The organism is Xanthomonas sp. NCPPB 3174 (genome assembly GCF_056725205.1).
This window is the reverse complement of sequence record NZ_CM161517.1, coordinates 3,011,799-3,031,446: the sequence shown is the minus strand read 5'-3', so window position 1 is coordinate 3,031,446 and position 19,648 is coordinate 3,011,799. Positions and strand designations below refer to the sequence as shown.

Genomic DNA, 19,648 nt, shown 5'->3' with positions numbered 1-19,648 from the left:
TGGCTGTCGCGCCGGCGGCGAGCTAGGAGGTGACGGGGACGGCTGGCGCATGCGCCGCAGGCTGGCGCGTGCGGACTGCTCCTTCGTGCAATTCGATGACGCGATCGGCATGCGCGATCGTTTCGGGGCGATGCGCAATGACGATGCGCGTGATCTTCAGGGCCTTGATCGCCTGGTTGAGCTGGCGCTCCAGCGCGAGATCGAGATGGCTGGTCGCCTCGTCGAGCACCAGGATGTGTGGACGCCGGTACAGTGCGCGCGCCAGGAACAGGCGTTGCTGCTGGCCGCCGGAGAGCGAGGATCCCATGTCGCCGACCAGGCTGTGGTAGCCCATCGGCATGGCCATGATGTCCTCGTGTATGCCGGCCAGGCTGGCCGCGTCCTCGATGTCCTGCGGCGTGGCGAGGACGTCGAACATGCTGATGTTCTCGGCGATCGATCCGGTGAACAAGTGGTCGTCCTGCATCACGCTGCCGGTGATCGCGCGATAGCGGGACTTGCCGAGGCGGCGCAGATCGAGTCCGCCGATCTCGATCGCGCCCTGCTGCGGATCGAGCAGGCCAAGCAGCACCCTCACCAGGGTGCTCTTGCCGCACCCCGATGGGCCGACGATGGCGACCGATTCGCCCGCTTGCACCGCAAAGCTGCACTCGCGCAGGATCCACGGCTCGCCTTCGGCATAGCGGAAGCTGACCTTGTTGAAGGTGATGCTGGGCTGTGGCAACGGACCCGCGTGTTCGCTGGTGGCGTGCGCCTCGGGTGGCGTCAGTACGATGTCGGCCAGTCTTTCGGCCTGCAGCCGCAGCATGCGCAGTTCGATCGCATAGTCGACCAGGCTGGCGACGCGGCTGCTGAACTGGTCTCCGTAGGCCACGAAGGCGGTCAACATGCCGACAGTGAACTGGCCTTTCAATCCCAGCCACGCACCCAGCCAGAGCACGCCCAGGCGCTGGGCCCCTGCCGCCAGGTTCTGCAATGCGGTGAACAGCATGTCCAGGCGTTGCACGGCGATGGACGTGTTCAGCGTGTCGGTCGCAGCGTTGAGGTAGCGCGCGGTCTGCTCGGCCTCCTGGTTGTTCAGGCGGATCGTCTGCACGCCGCGTACCGCCTCCAGGAATCGGCTGTGCTGCTTGGCGGTGACGGTGATCTGACTGAGGTTGGCCTCGCGGTAGACGCGGAAGTACAGCAGCCGAAGTGCCGCATACACGGCGACCGCGCCGAGGACGATGGCCGACAGCAAGGGGCTGTAGACGAACAGCACGACCAGGGTGACGCTGGCGAGCAGTCCGTCGAGCAGGATCTCGACGACGCGGGTGGTGAGCGTCTGCTGGATCGTGTCGATCGCACCGAAGCGGGACACGATGTCGCCGAGATGGCGCGTGCCGAAGTAGGACTGCGGCAGGCGCATCAGATGCTGGAACACGTTGCCGGTCCAGCCGAGGTTGAAGTGCGTGCTGAGCCACATCACGGTCCAGCTGCGCAAGGCCGAGACGAGTGTTTCGAGCACGATCAGCAGTGCGAAGCTCAGGCCGAGGAACGTGAGCAGGTCGTGGTCGCCATCGGCGATCACCTGATCCACCACAAGTTGCATGAACAAGGGCGCCAGGAGCGCGAAGACTTCCAGGACCAGGGCCAGCCCGAAGATCTGCGCCAATCCGCGGCCCAGGCCCTGCACCGAGCCGGCGAGCGCGCGCAGCGACACCGGCGGCGTCTCGCGCTGGCGCTGGAAGGTCGGCCCTCTGGAAAACTCGATCGCCACGCCGGTGAAGTGCCTGCCGACGTCGCTCATGCTCAAGGTGCGCACGCCCACCGCGGGGTCGTGCACGACGATCCCGTGCTTGCCGACGCTGCGCAGCACCACGAAGTGATCCATGTCCCAGTGCAGCACGCAGGGCGTCTGTAACTGACCGAGCTCTTCCAGGTCCAGCCGAAGTGGCCGGCATTGCAGCCCAAGCGCATGCGCGATCTCGATCAGGCGTCGCGCGGTCATGCCCTTCAGCGACAGACTGAAGCGGCGCCGCAGCGCGGGCAGATCGGTATGGTGTCCGTGATAGCCGGCGATCATCGCGATGCAGGCCAGGCCGCACTCTGCGGCTTCGGCCTGCAGCACGTTCGGCAGGACGCGCGTACGCCAGAAGCGCAGTTTCGCGGTGCGCGCGTCCTGCGCGCTCGCGGTCTGTGCCGTCGTGCCGTGATGCGTGGGGGCCGCCTTCATGCGCCACTGCTCCAGCGATGACCCATGCCGTACAGCGGCTCGAAGATCCATTCGACGATCCGGCGCCGGTCCAGCAACATGTCCGCATCCAGCGCCATGCCCGGGCGCAAGGGTTCCTTGCGTCCGTATGCTTCGACGTTCTGATCCGCCAGGTCCACGCGGGCCAGGTACAGGGGATCGGAGGAGGGCGGATTGCCGCCGCCGAGCAGCAAGGTGACTTCGCCCGGCGTCAGTGCGCTGCGCGAGACGCTGCGCACCACGCCGTGGTGCAGTCCGAATTTCTGGTAAGGGAATGCCTGGTAATGCAGGGTGACCTGGATGCCCGGATGGACGAAGCCGACCGCCTGGCTGGGAACCAGGATCTGCGCCTGCAGGGTCGAACCGTCCGGGACGATGGCGAGCAGCGGTTGGCCAAGTGCGACCGAAGCGCCGGGTTTGACCAGCAAGGTGGAGACGGTGCCGCTGGCCGGCGCACGCAGTTCGCTGGCGCGTGCCGCTTCGTTCTGCGCAAGGGTCTGTTCGACCTGCGCGAGTTGCCGGCGCAAGTCGTTAAGCTTGGCGGAAACGGCCAGTGGCAGTTGAGTCAGTTGATCGTTGAGCACGCTCAGTTGCTGCTGCGTACTGGCGCGTTGCTGCTGCAAAGAACGCAGCTGCGACTCGTCGGCGAGCAACGCCGATTGCTCCTGCTCGACTTGCAACGCCGGGATGTAGCCACCGGCGACCAGGCCCGACCACTTGTCCACCAGCTCCTGCACCAACTGCATCTGCTTCTTCTCGATGGCGATCTGCGCATCGATTTGAACCAGTTGCTCCTTCAGCGCGGATTGCTGCGTGCGGTTGTCCTCTGCCTGCTTGTCCTGCAACTGCTGGGTATCGCCGATGTCCTGGCGCAGGCTGCCGGCCTGGCGTTGCAACTGCGCGCTGACGCTGGCCGCCGTGTTGCCGAGCGCCTTGCTGGTGTGCTCGCCCGACAGCGAGACCAGGACCTGTCCGCTCGCGACCCGATCGCCTTCGGCGACGCCGACGTGATCGATCACGCCGAGCGTATTGGCGGTCAGGCTGATCAAGCCCGCGCGCGGGACCAGGAGTCCGGTGACATGGACGCGCTGGGTGTAATGGCCAAAGAACAGCCACAGCACAATGGCGGTGGCCATGCCGAGGGCGACGAAGGTCCAGGCCCGGGTCGAAAGCGGCGTTGCCAGTCGTACCGTCCCCAGCCATGCCTGGCTCCGGGCGTCCACTGCCTCGTCACGAAAAAGCGAATGTTCCATTCGGCTGATTCCATCCGTGTTTCATATAGGAGTCGCGCGTTCGATGCGCGTCCATTCCGAAAAGCGGGTTGAAACTTAATTCGTGGGAGATAATTTCGGCGGCTTCTTTCGTCATCCTTTCCGTGTTTGAAGGCTTTTTATCTTGTCTACAAATTGCGCTATCGTGGTGTTGGCGGGTTGCTGATTTGATCTTGAAATTCAGCTGTTTAGTGCAGGAATTGCAGCGTCTTAGATAGCGGTAGAAAGGTTTTAAATGTGCTTGTCATGACGGTGTCGCATAATGCGGCAAGTGGTATATCGCCGTGTCGCTGCTGGCAATCAATGTCATTTCATGTAAATTATTTCAATCATGTATCCGGGGTTGCGTCGATAATGGAGCGCCGTCCTTGAACCGCAATACCGACCTGGCCGAGTCATCCGTGCCCACGCGCCGCCGTCGCTGGCGCTTGCCGATCCTGATCGCCTTGTTGTTGCTCGCGGTCATTGCGCTGGGTCCACGGGTCAGCGTGGCCCTGCCGCAGGTGGCGGCGCCGGCGGTGCCGCAGAATCCGCTGGCGCTGCAGGCCTGGATCGATGCGCGCGAGCGCGCCACGCCTGGGCTGCGCCCTGACAACCAGGCGCGGATCGTCTGGGCCGATCCGGCGCATCCGGGGCGCCGCGCGTGCGCCATGGTCTATCTGCACGGCTTTACCGCCAGCCAGGGCGAGGGCGCGCCCACGCATGAGCGGCTGGCGCGCAGCTTCGGCTGCAATCTGTATCTGCCGCGTCTGCCCGGGCACGGGCTGGTTGCGGCCGACGCGCTGCGCGGCGTCGATGCCGGGCGCCTGCTTGCCGGTGCGGCCGAGGCGCTGGCGGTGGCGCGGGTGCTCGGCGATCGGGTGGTGGTGATCGGCAATTCGATGGGCGGCGCGCTGGCGGTGCAGGCGGTGGCGGCGAATCCGCGCCAGGTGCAGGCGCTGGTGCTGTGGTCGCCGCTGGTACGCGAGTACGGCGACCAGTTGCAGCCGATGCTGTGGCCGTGGGGCGCACAACTGTTGGCGTGGACGCACAACGGCGGCGATCCGATCCTGCGCTATCCGGTCGACAGCGCCTACTGGGCCGACGCCACGCACCTGGACGGCTACCGCGCGCTGGCAGCGCTGACCCGCGGCGGCATGCAGTCGGCCACCTATGCGCGTATCCATGTGCCGGTGTTCCTGGGCTACTACTATCGCGACCCGCAGCACCAGGACCGCACGGTGTCGGTGGCGGCGTTGCAGGCGATGTTCAAGCAGTTGGGAACGCCACCGGCCTTGCGTCAGGCAGTGGACTTTCCTGGGGCGGACAATCACGTGCTGGCCTCGCCGATCCGCTCGCACGCCGTCCCGGCGGTGTTCGCCGCCACCTGCCGGTTCCTGGCGGGGCAGGGCGGCCTGGTGCAGCCGGCCGGCGTGCCTGATTGCGCGCATGCCTGGGCCGACGACGAGGCGCAGGCGCGCGCGGTGGCGGCCGCGCGCTGAGCGTGGTCGTTGTGGCGAATCGAGGAAGCAGCGCGGTGCGGATCATGCATCGGCGCCAGGGCGCGTGATGCATCAGGGGCCGCGTTGTTTCGCGCCCGAGAGGCGACGACGCGCACGCGTGCCGTCAGCCGGGCCTACCTACTGCAGATCGCGCAGATCCAGATTGCGCAGCTTGGGCGCTTTCCACGCGGTGATGCCGACCACGCCCAGGGTCACGCAACCGCCCAGCACCACCGCCGGCACCAGGTGGATCAATCGCGCCATCACGCCGTCGTAGAACGCGCCCAGTTCGTTCGACGAACCGATGAAGATGCCGTTGATCGAGGACACGCGGCCGCGCATCGCGTCCGGCGTGGCCAACTGCAGGATGGTCTGGCGCACGATCACCGAGACGCCGTCGCACATGCCGTAGACCAGCAGGATCGCCGCCGACAGCCAGAAGTGCCGTGACAGGCCGAAGGCGATGGTGCACAGGCCGAATCCGGCCACCGCCAGCAGCAGCACGCGTCCGGCATTGCGCTGCAGCGGGTGCCGCGCCAGCCACACGCCGACCAGGATCGAGCCTAGCGCCGGCGCGCCGCGCAGGATGCCCAGGCCTTCGGGGCCGTAGTGCAGGATGTCGTGGATGAAGGCCGGCAGCATCGACACCGCGCCGCCCAGCAGCACCGAGAACATGTCCAGGGCCATCGCGCCGAGCATGATCTGGTTGGAGAACACGAACTGCGCCCCTTCGGCGATGCTGCGGAAGATCGGTGCGCGCGGGCCTTCGTGCACCGGCTCGGACACGCGCAGCAGCCACAGCGCCAGCAGCGCCGCGGACGAGGCGCCGATGGCGGTGCCGTAGGCCAGGCTCTTGCCGCCCCAGCCGACCAGCAGGCCGCCCAGCGCCGGGCCGATCACCATGCCGGCCTGGAACGCCACGCTGCCGACGCTGGCGCCGCGCGCATAGGCCTCGCGCGGCAGGACGCGGGCGAACAGCGCGTTGTACACCGGCGACAGAAAGGCGCGCGCGGCGCCGGTCAGCGCGATCGCCGCGTAGATCGGCCACACGCCCTGCGCCGACAGCCAGCCGCGGCTCACCGCCAGCAGTACCGCCGCGGTGGCGACCAGGCCGACGCTGGCGAGCATGCCCAGGTAGCGCCGCGGCAGGTGGTCGACCAGGTAGCCGGCGAACGGGGCGATGCAGAAGAACGGCAGGATCTCGGCCAGCCCGATCAGGCCCAGCGAGAACGGATCGCGGGTGATCTCGTAGATGTGCCAGCCGACCGTGACCGCGACGACCTGGTAGGACAGCATCGCCAGGATGCGATAGGCCAGCACCAGGGCGAAGCCGGGATGCGCCAGCAGCGTGCGCAAGGTCTGCGGTGGGGTGGGCAGCGGCGCGCTCATGCCTGCTGGGCGCGTGCGGTGTCCTGGATGAAGGCCAGCAGCGCGGCCAGGCCGTTGCTGCGGGTCGGCGACAGATGCTTGCCCAGGCCGATGGCGGCGACGAAGTCCGGCGCGGTGGCGAGGATGTCCGCGGCGCTGCGTCCGGAATAGACCCGCAGCGCCAGGTAGATCAGCCCGGAGACGATCGCCGAGTCGCTGATCGCATGGAACACCAGGCGTTCGGCATTGCCTTCGGGCACGATCCACACCATCGACTGGCAGCCGTGCAGGCGATGTTCCTCGGTCTTCCAGTGCTCGGGAAAGGCGGGCAGCTTGCGGCCCAGGTCGATCAGGTACTGGTAGCGCTCGGACCAGTCGCCGAAGAAGCCGAATTCCTCGGCGATGGCGGCCTGGGCGTCGGCAGGCGTGGGTTCGAGCGGAAAGTCGGTATCTGTCATAGCAATCCAAGATCAAGCGATGGAAAGCCCCTCTCCCTCCGGGAGAGGGGTTGGGGTGAGGGTGCGGGCGAAGCGTAGCGAACTGTCGATGCCATTCGCTCGGCCTCATCTCTCTAAGGCTTCGCCCGTACCCTCATCCGCCCCTTCGGGGCACCTTCTCCCGAAGGGAGAAGGGAACGGCCGTGCGCCCTTTTTCTACGAGGGCTCGGTCACCCACGCTTCCAACGTACACCCTGCGGCGTGTCCTCCAGGACAATGCCGGCGTCGGCCAGTTCCTGGCGGATGGCGTCGGCGCGGGCGAAGTCGCGGGCCTTCTTGGCTTCGCTGCGGGCGTCGATCAGCGCCTGGATGCGGGCGTCGTCGTCGCTGCCGGCGCCCTGGAACCAGACCTGCGGATCCTGCTGCAGCAGGCCCAGGGCGAGGCCGGCGCCGAGCAGGCGGGCCTTGGCCTGGTGCAATGCGTCGGCACGTTGCGCGGCATCGGCCGGGTCGGGGCCGCCGGCCGGCGCCGCCTCGCGCAGTGCCTGTCGCGCCTGGGTGGCCAGGCTCGACAGCACCGACAGCGCCAGCGGCGTGTTGAGGTCGTCGTCCAGTGCGTCTTCGATCTCGGCCGGAATGATGGCCTCGGCCTCGATGCCCTGCAGGTCGCGCAGCGTCCCGTACAGGCCGTCGAGCCGGGACACCTGGGCCTGGATCAGGGCGTCGGACCAGTCGAGGGGCTGCCGGTAGTGCGCGCTCAGCAGCGCGCAGCGCAGGGCCTCCGGCCGATGCCGCTCGATCAGGTCGTGCACGGTCTCGATGTTGCCCAGCGACTTGCTCATCTTGGCGCCGCTGAAGGTCAGCATGCCGTTGTGCAGCCACACGCGGGCGAAGGTCGCGCCGCCGTGGGCGCATTCGCTCTGTGCGATCTCGTTCTCGTGATGCGGGAACTGCAGGTCGACGCCGCCGGCGTGGATGTCGATGGTCTCGCCCAGATGCGCGGCGGCCATCGCCGAGCACTCGATGTGCCAGCCGGGGCGGCCGCGGCCCCACGGCGAATCCCAGCCGGGCAGGTCGTCGCTGGAGGGCTTCCACAGCACGAAGTCGCCCGGGTCGCGCTTGTACGGGGCCACCTCGACGCGGGCACCGGCCAGCATCTCCTCCGGATCGCGCCGCGACAGCTTGCCGTAATCAGCGAAGCTGGCCACCGCGAACAGCACGTGGCCCTCGGCGGCGTAGGCATGGCCGCTGGCGATCAGCCGCTCGATCATCGCCACGATGTGCGGGATGTGTGCGGTGGCCGCCGGCTCGATATCCGGCGGGGTCACGCCCAGCGCGGCCATGTCCTGGCGGTAGATGGCGGCGAAGCGGTCGGTGATGGCCGAGATCGGCACGCCCTGCGCCTGCGCGGCGGCGTTGATCTTGTCGTCCACGTCGGTGATGTTGCGGGCATAGCGCAGCTTGCCGTAGCGGCGCCGCAGCAGCGCCGCCAGCACGTCGAACACCACCGGGCCGCGGGCGTTGCCGATGTGCGCGTAGTTGTAGACGGTGGGGCCGCAGACGTAGAGCGTCGGGCCGGCCACCGGATCGAGCGGTTCGAAGGCGTCGACCCGGCGGGTCAGGTTGTTGTGCAGGCGCAGGCTCATCGGCATCGGCGGTGGGGAAACCGCCCGATTCTACCGGCAGCCGTCCCGGGGCGGGCGCGGGGAGCGCCTTTCGGCTCGCGTTCAGCCCGACGCAAGCCGCCATGCCTACACTCGTGGGTCTGCCCTTGCGAAGCTGCTGCCGATGCGCCTGAACCCGTTGTTGCCGCTGGTCGGCCTCCTTGCCTGCGCCGCGGCGCCGGCCTGGGCGCAGGACTCCGAGGCGCGCAACCGGGTGGTGGTGATCGAGAACGTCAAGCTGGACTACGCCCAGGTCCTGAATGTGGAGCCGGTGTACCAGACCCTGCGCGCCACCCGCACCGAGCAGCAATGCGACCCGGCCCCCGCGCCGGCCCCGGCGGCGCCGGCGCCCAAGCCGGCCGAGGACGACAGCCGCTTGAACCGGTTGATGGATTCGGTGAAGGACATCTTCAGTCGCCGCCACGAGGAGCCGGCCCCGGCCGCTGCGCCGGCCACGGCGCCGAACGGCGGCCGCAACTGCCGGATGGTCGAGGTCGGCCGCGAGTTCCGCCGGCCCATCGCCTACGACGTGGACTATGTCTACAAGGGCACCAAGTACCGCTCGCGGCTGCCGGAAGATCCGGGCAACCGGCTGCGCATCCGCGTCTCGGTGGCCCCGTACGTGCCCGACGCGGTGGTGGTGCCGCCGCGCTGAGCGCCGCGTGCGCTTGCGCCTGTGGCGTGCGCGTGCGAGGATGCGCGCCGATGAAAGCGAACCTGCCCCAGCACGATCTCAGCGCCGCACGCATGGCCTCGGGCATGACGTCGCGCGCGCGTCGACCGGAATCCCACATTCTCGCTGGGTAACCGGAGCGTCGTGCCGTTCGTTCTGAAAACCCAGCCCGAGGCTGGGTTTTTTCGTTTTCATCGGCCGGAAAAGTTTCACCCGTAAAGAACAACCCCACAGCACCTCCCGCGCGTCCCGCGTCCCCACCGCTGCAAAGGATCGATCGATGTCTCTGAAGCACTTCTTGAACACCCAGGACTGGAGCCGCGCCGAGCTCGACGCGCTGCTGACCCAGGCGGCGCTGTTCAAGCGCAACCGCCTCGGCAGCGAGCTGAAGGGCAAGTCGATCGCGCTGGTGTTCTTCAACCCGTCCATGCGCACCCGCACCAGCTTCGAGCTGGGCGCGTTCCAGTTGGGCGGCCACGCGGTGGTGCTGCAGCCGGGCAAGGACGCGTGGCCGATCGAGTTCGACCTGGGCACGGTGATGGACGGCGACACCGAGGAGCACATCGCCGAGGTGGCGCGGGTGCTGGGCCGCTACGTGGACCTGATCGGCGTGCGCGCGTTCCCGAAGTTCGTCGACTGGGCCAAGGACCGCGAGGACGTGGTGCTGAAGAGCTTCGCCAAGTACTCGCCGGTGCCGGTGATCAACATGGAGACCATCACCCATCCGTGCCAGGAGCTGGCGCACGCGCTGGCTCTGCAGGAGCACTTCGGCACTCGCGACCTGCGCGGCAAGAAGTACGTGCTGACCTGGACCTACCATCCCAAGCCGCTGAACACCGCGGTGGCCAATTCCGCGCTGACCATCGCCACCCGCCTGGGCATGGACGTGACCCTGCTGTGCCCGACCCCGGACTATGTGCTCGACGAGCGCTACATGGGCTGGGCCGCGCAGAACGTGCAGGAGAGCGGCGGCTCGCTGACCGTCAGCCACGACATCGACAGCGCCTATGCCGGCGCGGACGTGGTCTACGCCAAGAGCTGGGGCGCGCTGCCGTTCTTCGGCAACTGGGGCCCGGAGAAGCCGATCCGCGACCAGTACCAGCACTTCATCGTCGACGAACGCAAGATGGCGCTGACCAACAACGGCGTGTTCTCGCACTGCCTGCCGCTGCGCCGCAACGTCAAGGCCACCGACGCGGTGATGGATTCGCCCAACTGCATCGCCATCGACGAGGCCGAGAACCGCCTGCATGTGCAGAAGGCGATCATGGCGGCGCTGGCAGGCCAGGGCCGCCGGGATTCGTGATTCGGGATTGGGGATTCGCCACAGCGGCTTCCCTGTTCGTTCCTACTTAGTCAACCGCAGAGAGACTCCCCCATGTCGCAGCAAACCGCTTCCACCAATCCCGACTCCCCAATCCCCAATCCCGGCACCAAGGACATCGTCCTCGCCTTCTCCGGTGGTCTGGACACCAGCTTCTGCATTCCCTACCTGCAGGCCAAGGGCTATGCGGTGCACACCGTGTTCGCCGACACCGGCGGCGTGGATGCCGAGGAGCGCGATTTCATCGAGAAGCGCGCCGCGGAACTGGGCGCGGCCAGCCATGTCACCGTCGACGGCGGCCCGGCGATCTGGGCCGGCTTCGTCAAGCCGTTCGTGTGGGCCGGCGAGGGCTACCAGGGCCAGTACCCGCTGCTGGTGTCCGACCGCTACCTGATCGTCGATGCCGCGCTCAAGCGCGCCGAGGAGCTGGGCACCAAGACCATCGCGCACGGCTGCACCGGCATGGGCAACGACCAGGTGCGCTTCGACCTGGCGGTCAAGGCGCTGGGCGACTACGAGATCGTCGCGCCGATCCGCGAGATCCAGAAGGAACACACCCAGACCCGCGCCTACGAGCAGAAGTACCTGGAGGAGCGCGGCTTCGGCGTGCGTGCCAAGCAGCAGGCCTACACCATCAACGAGAACCTGCTCGGCCTGACCATGTCCGGCGGCGAGATCGACCGCTGGGAAGCGCCGGGCGAGGGCGCCCGCGGCTGGTGCGCGCCGCGCAGCGCGTGGCCGACCGAGCCGCTGACGGTGAAGCTGAAGTTCGTGCAGGGCGAGGCGGTCGAGCTGGACGGCAAGGCGCTGCCGGGCGAACAGATCCTGGCCAGGCTCAACAAGCTGTTCGCGCCCTACGGCGTGGGCCGTGGCGTGTATACCGGCGACACCGTGATCGGCCTGAAGGGCCGCATCGTGTTCGAGGCGCCGGGCCTGGTGTCGCTGCTGGCCGCGCACCGCGCGCTGGAGGACGCGGTGCTGACCAAGCAGCAGAACCGCTTCAAGCCGGACGTGGCGCGCAAGTGGGTGGAGCTGGTGTACGAAGGCTTCTACCACGATCCGCTGAAGACCGACCTGGAGGCGTTCCTGAAGTCGTCGCAGGCGATGGTGAACGGCGAAGTGACGCTGGAGACCCGCGGCGGCCGCGTCGATGCGGTGGCGGTGAAGTCGCCGCACCTGCTCAACGCCAAGGGCGCGACCTACGCGCAGTCGGCGGACTGGGGCGTGGCCGAGGCCGAGGGCTTCATCAAGCTGTTCGGGATGAGCTCGACGCTGTACGCGCAGGTCAACCGCTGAAAGAGCAAAAGCCCCTCTCCCTGCGGGAGAGGGGTTGGGGTGAGGGTCCGGGCGAAGCCTCGCACTAGTTGGCTGCGCGTTTCGTCCGCCCTTTATCTCGCTGGCACGATTGGCTTCACCAGGCTTGACCAGGCTTCGCCCGTACCCTCATCCGCCCCCTTCGGGGGCACCTTCTCCCAGTGGGAGAAGGGGGCCACTGCGATGGAACCCATGCACGCACTGCGCATCAGCACCGACAAGCAGGAACTGGATCTGCCGTTGATCCATCGCTTCCTCAGCGAGCAGGCCTATTGGAGCCTGGGCATCCCGCTGTACACGGTGCAGCGGGCGATCGCCGGTTCGCTGTGCTTCGGCGGCCATCTCGACGGCGTGGGGCAGGTGGCGTTTGCCCGGGTGATCACCGACGGCGCGACCTTCGCCTATCTCGCCGACGTGTTCGTGCTCGACGCCTACCGCGGCCGCGGCTACGGCAAGCAACTGGTGGCGGCGGTGATGGCCCACCCGCAGCTGCAAGGCCTGCGTCGCTTCATGCTCGCCACCTCCGATGCGCATGCGCTGTATGCGCAGTACGGCTTCGCCGCGCCGGCGCGGCCGCAGACGCTGATGGAAGTGCTGCGTCCCGACATCTACCAGTCCGCGGCGACGGCCGCCTGATCCGATCCGCCATGACCGACCTGCTCGAATCCACCCTGACCCACCTGAAAGCACTGGTGTCCTTCGACACCCGCAATCCGCCGCGGGCGATCGGCACCGATGGCATCTTCGACTACATCCGCGCGCAGCTGCCCGGCTTCGCGGTGGAGGTGATCGACCACGGCGCCGGCGCGGTCAGCCTGTATGCGGTGCGCGGCACGCCGAAGTACCTGTTCAACGTGCACCTGGACACGGTGCCGGATTCGCCGCACTGGAGCGCCGATCCGCACAGCATGCGGCGCCTGGACGATCGCGTGGTCGGTCTGGGCGTGTGCGACATCAAGGGCGCGGCGGCGGCGTTGCTGGCCGCGGCCAATGCCGGCGACGGCGATGCCGCGTTCCTGTTCTCCAGCGACGAGGAAGCCAACGACCCGCGCTGCATCGCCGCGTTCCTGGCCCGTGGTATTCCCTATGAAGCGGTGCTGGTGGCCGAGCCGACCATGAGCGAGGCGGTGCTGGCGCATCGCGGCATCAGTTCGGTGCTGATGCGTTTCGCCGGCCGCGCCGGGCATGCCTCCGGCAAGCAGGACGCCGCGGCCAGCGCGCTGCACCAGGCGATGCGCTGGGGCGGCCGTGCACTGGAACATGTGGAGTCGCTGGCGCACGCGCGCTTCGGCGGGCTGACCGGGCTGCGCTTCAACATCGGCCGCGTCGAGGGCGGGATCAAGGCCAACATGATCGCGCCGGCGGCGGAGTTGCGCTTCGGTTTCCGGCCGCTGCCGTCGATGGACGTGGACGCGTTGCTGGCGACCTTCGCCGGCTTCGCCGAGCCGGCCGCGGCGCATTTCGAGGAGACCTTCCGCGGGCCGAGCCTGCCATCCGGCGACATCGCGCGCGCCGAGGACAAGCGCCTGGCCGCGCGCGACGTCGCCGATGCGCTGGAACTGCCGATCGGCAACGCGGTGGACTTCTGGACCGAGGCCTCGCTGTTCTCTGCCGGCGGCTACACCGCGCTGGTCTACGGCCCGGGCGACATCGCCCAGGCGCACACCGCCGACGAGTTCGTGACGCTGGAGCAACTGCAGCGCTACGCCGACTCGGTCCACCGCATCATCAACGGCGCGCGCTGAGCCGCGCGCGTTCCCACGTCGACTGGACCGATCCCGCGATCGGCTCCACCCTGGATTCCTTCGGACACCGCCCCACGCCATGCACGCCAACCGCCAAACCCGCCAGACCATCGTGCGCCTGCTCTCGAGCATGGCCAGCGCGAAGGAGATCAGCCAGTACCTCAAGCGCTTCTCGCAACTGGACGCCAAGCGCTTCGCCGTGGTCAAGGTCGGCGGCGCGGTGCTGCGCGACGACCTGGAGGCGCTGACTTCCTCGCTGTCGTTCCTGCAGGAAGTGGGCCTGACCCCGATCGTGCTGCACGGCGCCGGCCCGCAGCTGGATGCGGAGCTGTCCGCCGCCGGCATCGAGAAGCAGACCGTCAACGGCCTGCGGGTGACTTCGCCGGAAGCGCTGGCGATCGTGCGCCGGGTGTTCCAGGCCTCCAACCTCAAGCTGGTCGAGGCGCTGCAGCAGAACGGCGCGCGCGCCACTTCGATCACCGGTGGCGTGTTCGAGGCGCAGTACCTGGACCGCGACACCTACGGGCTGGTCGGCGAGGTCACCGCGGTGAACCTGGCGCCGATCGAGGCCAGCCTGCAGGCCGGCTCGATCCCGGTCATCACCAGCCTGGGCGAGACCCCCAGCGGGCAGATCCTCAACATCAACGCCGACTTCGCCGCCAACGAACTGGTGCAGGAACTGCAGCCGTACAAGATCATCTTCCTCACCGGCACCGGCGGCCTGCTCGACGAACAGGGCCGGGTGATCGATTCGATCAACCTGTCCACCGAGTACGACCACCTGATCGCGCAGCCGTGGATCCATGGCGGCATGAAGGTGAAGATCGAGCAGATCAAGGACCTGCTGGACCGGCTGCCGCTGGAGTCGTCGGTGTCGATCACGCGTCCGGCCGACCTGGCCAAGGAACTGTTCACCCACAAGGGCTCGGGCACCCTGGTGCGGCGCGGCGAGAAGGTGCTGCGCGCCACGACGTGGAGCGAGCTGGACCTGCCGCGGCTGAAGACCCTGATCGAATCCAGTTTCGGCCGCACCCTGGTGCCAGACTACTTCGACACCACCAGGCTGCTGCGCGCCTACGTCAGCGAGAACTACCGCACCGCGGTGATCCTGACCGACGAGGGCCAGCTTGGATCGAGCCCGCTCACCTACCTGGACAAGTTCGCCGTGCTCGACGACGCGCAGGGCGAGGGCTTGGGCCGCGCGGTGTGGAACGTGATGCGCGAGGAGACGCCGCAGCTGTTCTGGCGCTCGCGCCACAACAACCAGGTCAACATCTTCTACTACGCCGAATCCGACGGCTGCTTCAAGCAGGAGAAGTGGAAGGTGTTCTGGTACGGCCTGGAGACCTTCGAACAGATCCAGCACTGCGTGGCGCACTGCGCCACGCGCACGCCGACCCTGCAGGGTTGAGCGGAATCGTCCAGAGAACCCAGGCCATGTCCAGCATCGATCCCGAGCTTCCCGAATCCTGGCGCCAGGTGCCGACGCTGCGCGGTCGCCACGTCAGCCTGGAGCCGCTGCAGGCGGCGCACGCCGAGGGCTTGCGCAACGCCGTACGCGGCAGCGGCCTGGAGGCGCTGTGGTACACCAACGTGCCAGCGCCAGAGCGGATGGACGCCTATGTCGCCGCCGCGCTGGAGGTGCAGGCGCTGGGTCGGGTGCTGCCGTTCGTGGTGCGCGATGCGCAGGGCGAGATCGTCGGCAGCACGCGCTTCTACGGCCTGGATCCGCAGGTGCCGACGCTGTCGATCGGCTACACCTGGTATGCGCCGCGTGTGCAGCGCAGCGGCCTGAACACCGAGGCCAAGCTGCTGCTGCTCGGGCATGCCTTCGAGACGCTCGGCTGCCTCAGCGTGGTGTTCGAGACCAGTTGGTTCAACCACGCCTCGCGCACCGCGATCGCGCGGCTGGGGGCCAAGCAGGACGGTGTGCTGCGCAACCACAAGCGCCACGCCGACGGCACCCCACGCGACACCGTCATCTTCTCCATCATCGATACGGAATGGGCCGGGGTGAAACGCCACCTGCAGTTCCGCCTGGATTCGCACGCATGAACACTCCCGTTTATTCCATCGGCATCGTTGGCGCCCGTGGCCACACCGGCGCCGAACTGATCCGCCTGATCGCCGCACACCCGCAATTGCGGCTGGCCTTCCTGTCTTCGCGCGAGTTGGATGGGCAACGCGTCGATGCCCACCACGACGCTTACGCAGGCGAACTGCGCTACGAGAACCTCGACCCGGAGGCGGTGGCGGCCAAGCGTGCCGACGTGGTGGTGCTGGCGCTGCCCAACGGCAAGGCCGCGCCCTACGTGGCGGCGCTGGATGCGGCGGTCGCCGCCGGTGCGCCCGACCCGATCGTGGTCGATCTGTCCGCGGACTACCGCTTCGACCCGGCCTGGTACTACGGCCTGCCGGAACTGACCCGCGCCGGCTATGCCGGGCAGCGCCGCATCAGCAACCCGGGCTGCTACGCCACCGCGATGCAGCTGGCGATCGCGCCGCTGCGCGAGCAGCTCGCCGGGCCGCCGCAGTGCTTCGGCGTGTCGGGCTATTCCGGCGCCGGCACCACGCCGTCGGACAAGAACAACCCGGCGCTGTTGCACGACAACCTGATGCCGTACGTGTTGACCGACCACATGCACGAGCGCGAGGTGTCCGCGCAGCTCGGCGTGCCGGTGGAGTTCATGCCGCACGTGGCGCCGCATTTCCGCGGCATCACCATGACCGTGAACCTGTGGCTGCAGCAGCCGCTGAAGTTGGAGGCGGTGCAGCAGCTGTATCGCGCCCGCTATGCGGATGAGCCGCTGATCGAGGTAGTCGACGAGGCGCCGTGGGTCAGCCGCATCGCCGGCCGCCACGGCGTGCAGCTCGGCGGCTTCACCCTGGCCCCGGGCAACAAGCGGCTGGTGCTGGTGGCGACGCTGGACAACCTGCTCAAGGGCGCGGCGACCCAGGCGATGCAGAACCTCAACCTGGCGCTGGGCGTGGACGAACTGACCTCGATCCCGCCGATGCACACGCCGGAGTAGGGCGTCCACGCCAGCCCGCATCCATCACGGACGCAGCGCCGCTTTCCGAATCCCGATTCCCCAATCCCCAATCCCGGCTCTCCAATGACCAACCTCCTCTGGCAGAAACCCGGCGTCGCCGTCGACACGCAGATCCAGGCGTTCCTGGCCGGCGACGACGTGCTCCTGGACCGCGAGTTCTTCCTGCACGACATCGCCGCCAGCGGCGCGCACGCCGAGGGCCTGCAGCGCATCGGCATCCTGTCCGCCGACGAACTGGCCGGGCTGCAGCGCGAGCTGGCGGTGCTGGCCGAGGATTTCCGCAGCGGCGCGTTCGTGCTGGATGCGCGCTTCGAGGACGGCCACTCGGCGATCGAGGCGCGGCTGACCGAACGCCTGGGAGATGCCGGGCGCAAGATCCACACCGGACGCAGCCGCAACGACCAGATCCTGGTCGCGACCCGGCTGTGGCTGAAGGACAGGCTGGCGCGGCTGGCGCAGCTCAGCGCGGAGATTGCCAAGGTGGCGCTGGACCGTGCGCAGGCCGAGCGCGATCTGCCGGTGCCCGGCTACACCCACATCCAGCGTGCCGTGGTGTCCTCGGCGGGCATGTGGTGGGCTGGCTGGGCCGAGGCCTTCATCGACGATGCCGTGCGCGCCCGCGATACCCTGCGCCTGGTCGACAGCAATCCGCTGGGCACCGCCGCCGGCTACGGCGTCAACCTGCCGCTGGACCGCGCCCACACCACCGCCGCGCTGGGCTTCGCGCGGCTGCAGGTCAGCCCGATCTACGCGCAACTGTCGCGCGGCAAGTTCGAGATGGCCGCGCTGGAAGCGCTGGGCAGTGCCACCCTGGACCTGCGCCGCCTGGCCTGGGACCTGTCGCTGTTCACCAGCGGCGAATTCGGCTTCGTGGCGTTGCCGGCGCAGTACACCACCGGCAGTTCGATCATGCCCAACAAGCGCAACCCCGACGTGATCGAACTGATGCGCGCCACCCACGCCAGCGTGGCTGCCGCGCGCACCGAGATCGAACAGTTGCTGTCGTTGCCGTCGGGCTATCACCGCGACCTGCAGAGCAGCAAGGGCGCGATCTTCCATGGCTTCGGCCGCGGCCTGGCCGCGCTGGAGCTGCTGCCGGCACTGCTGGCCAACCTGGAGTGGCGCGAGGACAGGCTGCGCGCGGCGATCGATTCGGGCATGTACGCCACCGACGTGGCGGTGGAAGCCGCCGTGGCCGGTGTGCCGTTCCGCGAGGCCTACCAGGCCGCCGCCGCGTCTGCCGACAGCGCAGGGCAGGGGCGCACGCCGGAAGGCAGCCTGGCCGCGCGGGTCTCGCCGGGCGCCGCCGCCGATCTGCGCCTGGACGAGCTGCAAACGCGTTGGCGCGCGCTGCATGCTTGATTACCTGTGGGAGAGGGCTTCGGCGCGACGCCTCGGCGCTAACGCGTCTGGGCTGAAGTCCCTCCCACAAAAAGCATTCGTTGCGACGCCGAACATGCAAACCGATTGCAGAAGGAACACCGTACGATGAAGCACTACCTGGTCCTGGCGATGCGCAAACCGAGCTTCGACGAGCGCGTGGTCGCGCCGCATCTGGCCTTCCTCGACGACCTGCGCGCACGCGGCTTGCTGGCGCTGACCGGCGGCTTCAGCGACCGCAGCGGCGGCGCCTACCTGCTGCAGGGTGTGGACGACCTGGCGCAGGCGCAGGCGATCGTCGCCGCCGATCCGCTGGCGATCCAAGGTTGCTCCGATCTCACCGTGTACGAATGGAACATGCACGAATGAAGCACGCGCTGATCCAATGACCTCGCAAACGCCATCGCCCTTCGTCGAACAACGCCTGCCGCCGTGGCGGCGCGCGGTGCTCAAGGTCGGCAGCAGCCTGCTGGCCGCCGACGGCGGTGGCCTCACGCCGCGCTTCGCGCTGGGCCTGGCGCAGTTCGTCTCGGCCAACCTGGCGGCCGGGCGCGAACTGGTGATCGTGTCCTCCGGCGCGGTCGCCGCCGGCCGTGCCATCGTGCCCAAGGCCGCCGAAGCCGGTGCGGCGCTGGCGGCACGGCAGGCGCTGGCCGCGCTCGGCCAGGCGCAGCTGATCGCGCTGTGGCAGCGCTTCTTCGAGCGGCCGGTGGCGCAGGTGCTGCTGACCCACGACGACCTGCGCAACCGCCGCCGCTACCTCAACGCGCGTGCCACGCTGGGCGAACTGTTGCGGCTGGGTGCATTGCCGGTGGTCAACGAGAACGACACCGTCTCGGTGGACGAGCTCAAGCTCGGCGACAACGACAATCTCGCCGCGATCGTCGCCGCCCTGGTCGACGCCGATGCGCTGTTCATCGCCACCGACATCGATGGCCTGTACACCGCCGACCCGCGCCGCGACCCGCAGGCACAGCCGCTGCACGAGGTGCAGGAACTGAGCGCGGCGGTGCTGGCCATGGCCGGCGGCAGCGGCAGCGGCGTGGGCACCGGCGGCATGCGCACCAAGCTGGAGGCCGCGGCCAAGGCCGGCGCCGCCGGCATCGAGACCTATCTGTTCAACGGCCGCAGCGCCGAGGTGGTGCGCGGCCTGGCCCAGGACAGCCTGCGCGGCACGCGCATCCATGCCGCGCGCACCCGCATCGCCGCACGCAAGTACTGGCTGCGCCACGTGCCGGTGGAACCGGGGGCGATCCTGGTCGATGCCGGCGCTGCCGCCGCACTGCTCGACAAGGGCGCCTCGCTGCTGCCGGGCGGCGTCGCCGGCGCCGTGGGCGAGTTCCGCCGCGGCGACATGGTGGAGGTGCGCCTGCGCGACGCGGCCGGCGAGCGCTGCCTGGCGCGCGGGGTCAGCCAGTACGCGGCGGTGGACATCCGCCGCATCGCCGGCCGCCACTCGCGCGACATCGAGGCGATCCTGGGCTACAACTACGGCGAGAACGTGATCCATCGCGACGATCTGGTGGTGGTGCGGGAATCGGGAGTCGGCAATGGGGAATCGGCGTAAGCGCGCCAGCCCCGCGCCGGCCGCGAAGCGGCGCAAGGCAGGCACCTGCATCGCGCCTCGCGCTCGCTGCTTCTGATTTCCCGGGGCCGCGCGTAGCCTTTGCGAATCCCGAATCCCGAATCCCGAATCCCGAATCCA

The 19,648-nt window shown here is 68.4% G+C and carries 17 protein-coding genes; 12 read left to right on the top strand and 5 right to left on the bottom strand.

Annotation, left to right across the window (positions count from 1 at the left end; genetic code table 11):
• Positions 1-22: 22 nt before the first annotated feature.
• Together AC1PK7_RS13470 and AC1PK7_RS13465 are read right to left on the bottom strand one after the other, a co-directional pair.
• Complete coding sequence (locus AC1PK7_RS13470; protein WP_481098459.1) at positions 23-2,215, bottom strand: peptidase domain-containing ABC transporter; 2,193 nt, start codon at positions 2,213-2,215, stop codon at positions 23-25.
• A complete protein-coding gene (locus tag AC1PK7_RS13465) occupies positions 2,212-3,369 on the bottom strand; it encodes a beta-barrel domain-containing protein (RefSeq protein WP_010343553.1) in 1,158 nt (385 codons plus the stop codon). Before AC1PK7_RS13465 ends, AC1PK7_RS13470 begins: the two co-directional genes overlap by 4 nt.
• 503 nt (positions 3,370-3,872) lie before the next feature.
• Between AC1PK7_RS13465 and AC1PK7_RS13460 the strand changes: the two genes are divergently transcribed.
• Positions 3,873-4,985, top strand: coding sequence for an alpha/beta hydrolase (locus AC1PK7_RS13460; RefSeq protein ID WP_481098458.1), 1,113 nt, complete (start codon positions 3,873-3,875; stop codon positions 4,983-4,985).
• Positions 4,986-5,123: 138 nt separating this feature from the next.
• On the opposite strand, the gene AC1PK7_RS13455 is transcribed toward AC1PK7_RS13460, so the two are convergent.
• The 3 genes from AC1PK7_RS13455 to cysS form a co-directional block, all read right to left on the bottom strand.
• The gene (locus AC1PK7_RS13455; RefSeq protein WP_481098457.1) at positions 5,124-6,374 is read right to left on the bottom strand and encodes an MFS transporter; all 1,251 of its coding nucleotides are present in this window, start codon (positions 6,372-6,374) and stop codon (positions 5,124-5,126) included.
• A complete protein-coding gene (locus tag AC1PK7_RS13450; RefSeq protein ID WP_017912501.1) occupies positions 6,371-6,811 on the bottom strand; it encodes a SufE family protein in 441 nt (146 codons plus the stop codon). Before AC1PK7_RS13450 ends, AC1PK7_RS13455 begins: the two co-directional genes overlap by 4 nt.
• A gap of 209 nt (positions 6,812-7,020) precedes the next feature.
• Complete coding sequence (cysS, locus tag AC1PK7_RS13445) at positions 7,021-8,436, bottom strand: cysteine--tRNA ligase (protein WP_481098456.1); 1,416 nt, start codon at positions 8,434-8,436, stop codon at positions 7,021-7,023.
• A gap of 142 nt (positions 8,437-8,578) precedes the next feature.
• Between cysS and AC1PK7_RS13440 the strand changes: the two genes are divergently transcribed.
• The 11 genes from AC1PK7_RS13440 (at position 8,579) to proB (ending at position 19,510) form a co-directional block, all read left to right on the top strand.
• Positions 8,579-9,109 (top strand): hypothetical protein, encoded by a 531-nt coding sequence (locus tag AC1PK7_RS13440; protein ID WP_010343560.1) that lies wholly within the window; start codon positions 8,579-8,581, stop codon positions 9,107-9,109.
• Between the two features lie 298 nt (positions 9,110-9,407).
• Positions 9,408-10,433, top strand: coding sequence for an N-acetylornithine carbamoyltransferase (locus AC1PK7_RS13435; protein WP_481098455.1), 1,026 nt, complete (start codon positions 9,408-9,410; stop codon positions 10,431-10,433).
• Between the two features lie 72 nt (positions 10,434-10,505).
• Entirely contained in the window at positions 10,506-11,747 is a 1,242-nt protein-coding gene (locus AC1PK7_RS13430) for an argininosuccinate synthase (RefSeq protein WP_481098454.1), read from the top strand.
• A gap of 201 nt (positions 11,748-11,948) precedes the next feature.
• Positions 11,949-12,401, top strand: a complete 453-nt coding sequence (locus AC1PK7_RS13425; RefSeq protein ID WP_481098453.1) for a GNAT family N-acetyltransferase — start codon at positions 11,949-11,951, stop codon at positions 12,399-12,401.
• An 11-nt stretch (positions 12,402-12,412) separates the two neighbouring features.
• Positions 12,413-13,510 carry an acetylornithine deacetylase gene (locus tag AC1PK7_RS13420; protein WP_481098452.1) on the top strand — a complete coding sequence of 366 codons (1,098 nt, stop codon included), beginning with the start codon at positions 12,413-12,415 and terminating at the stop codon, positions 13,508-13,510.
• A 79-nt stretch (positions 13,511-13,589) separates the two neighbouring features.
• Entirely contained in the window at positions 13,590-14,921 is a 1,332-nt protein-coding gene (locus AC1PK7_RS13415; RefSeq protein ID WP_481098451.1) for an acetylglutamate kinase, read from the top strand.
• A gap of 26 nt (positions 14,922-14,947) precedes the next feature.
• Positions 14,948-15,565 (top strand): GNAT family N-acetyltransferase, encoded by a 618-nt coding sequence (locus AC1PK7_RS13410; RefSeq protein WP_481098450.1) that lies wholly within the window; start codon positions 14,948-14,950, stop codon positions 15,563-15,565.
• Positions 15,562-16,542: an N-acetyl-gamma-glutamyl-phosphate reductase gene (gene argC / locus AC1PK7_RS13405; protein WP_481098449.1), complete on the top strand. Its 981-nt coding sequence runs from the start codon at positions 15,562-15,564 to the stop codon at positions 16,540-16,542. The genes AC1PK7_RS13410 and argC overlap by 4 nt, the downstream gene beginning before the upstream one ends.
• Positions 16,543-16,626: 84 nt before the next feature.
• Positions 16,627-17,925, top strand: coding sequence for an argininosuccinate lyase (gene argH, locus AC1PK7_RS13400; protein ID WP_481098448.1), 1,299 nt, complete (start codon positions 16,627-16,629; stop codon positions 17,923-17,925).
• A 126-nt stretch (positions 17,926-18,051) separates the two neighbouring features.
• The gene (locus tag AC1PK7_RS13395; protein ID WP_481098447.1) at positions 18,052-18,312 is read left to right on the top strand and encodes a YciI family protein; all 261 of its coding nucleotides are present in this window, start codon (positions 18,052-18,054) and stop codon (positions 18,310-18,312) included.
• Positions 18,313-18,328: 16 nt separating this feature from the next.
• Complete coding sequence (gene proB / locus AC1PK7_RS13390) at positions 18,329-19,510, top strand: glutamate 5-kinase (protein ID WP_153752609.1); 1,182 nt, start codon at positions 18,329-18,331, stop codon at positions 19,508-19,510.
• Positions 19,511-19,648: the final 138 nt, after the last annotated feature.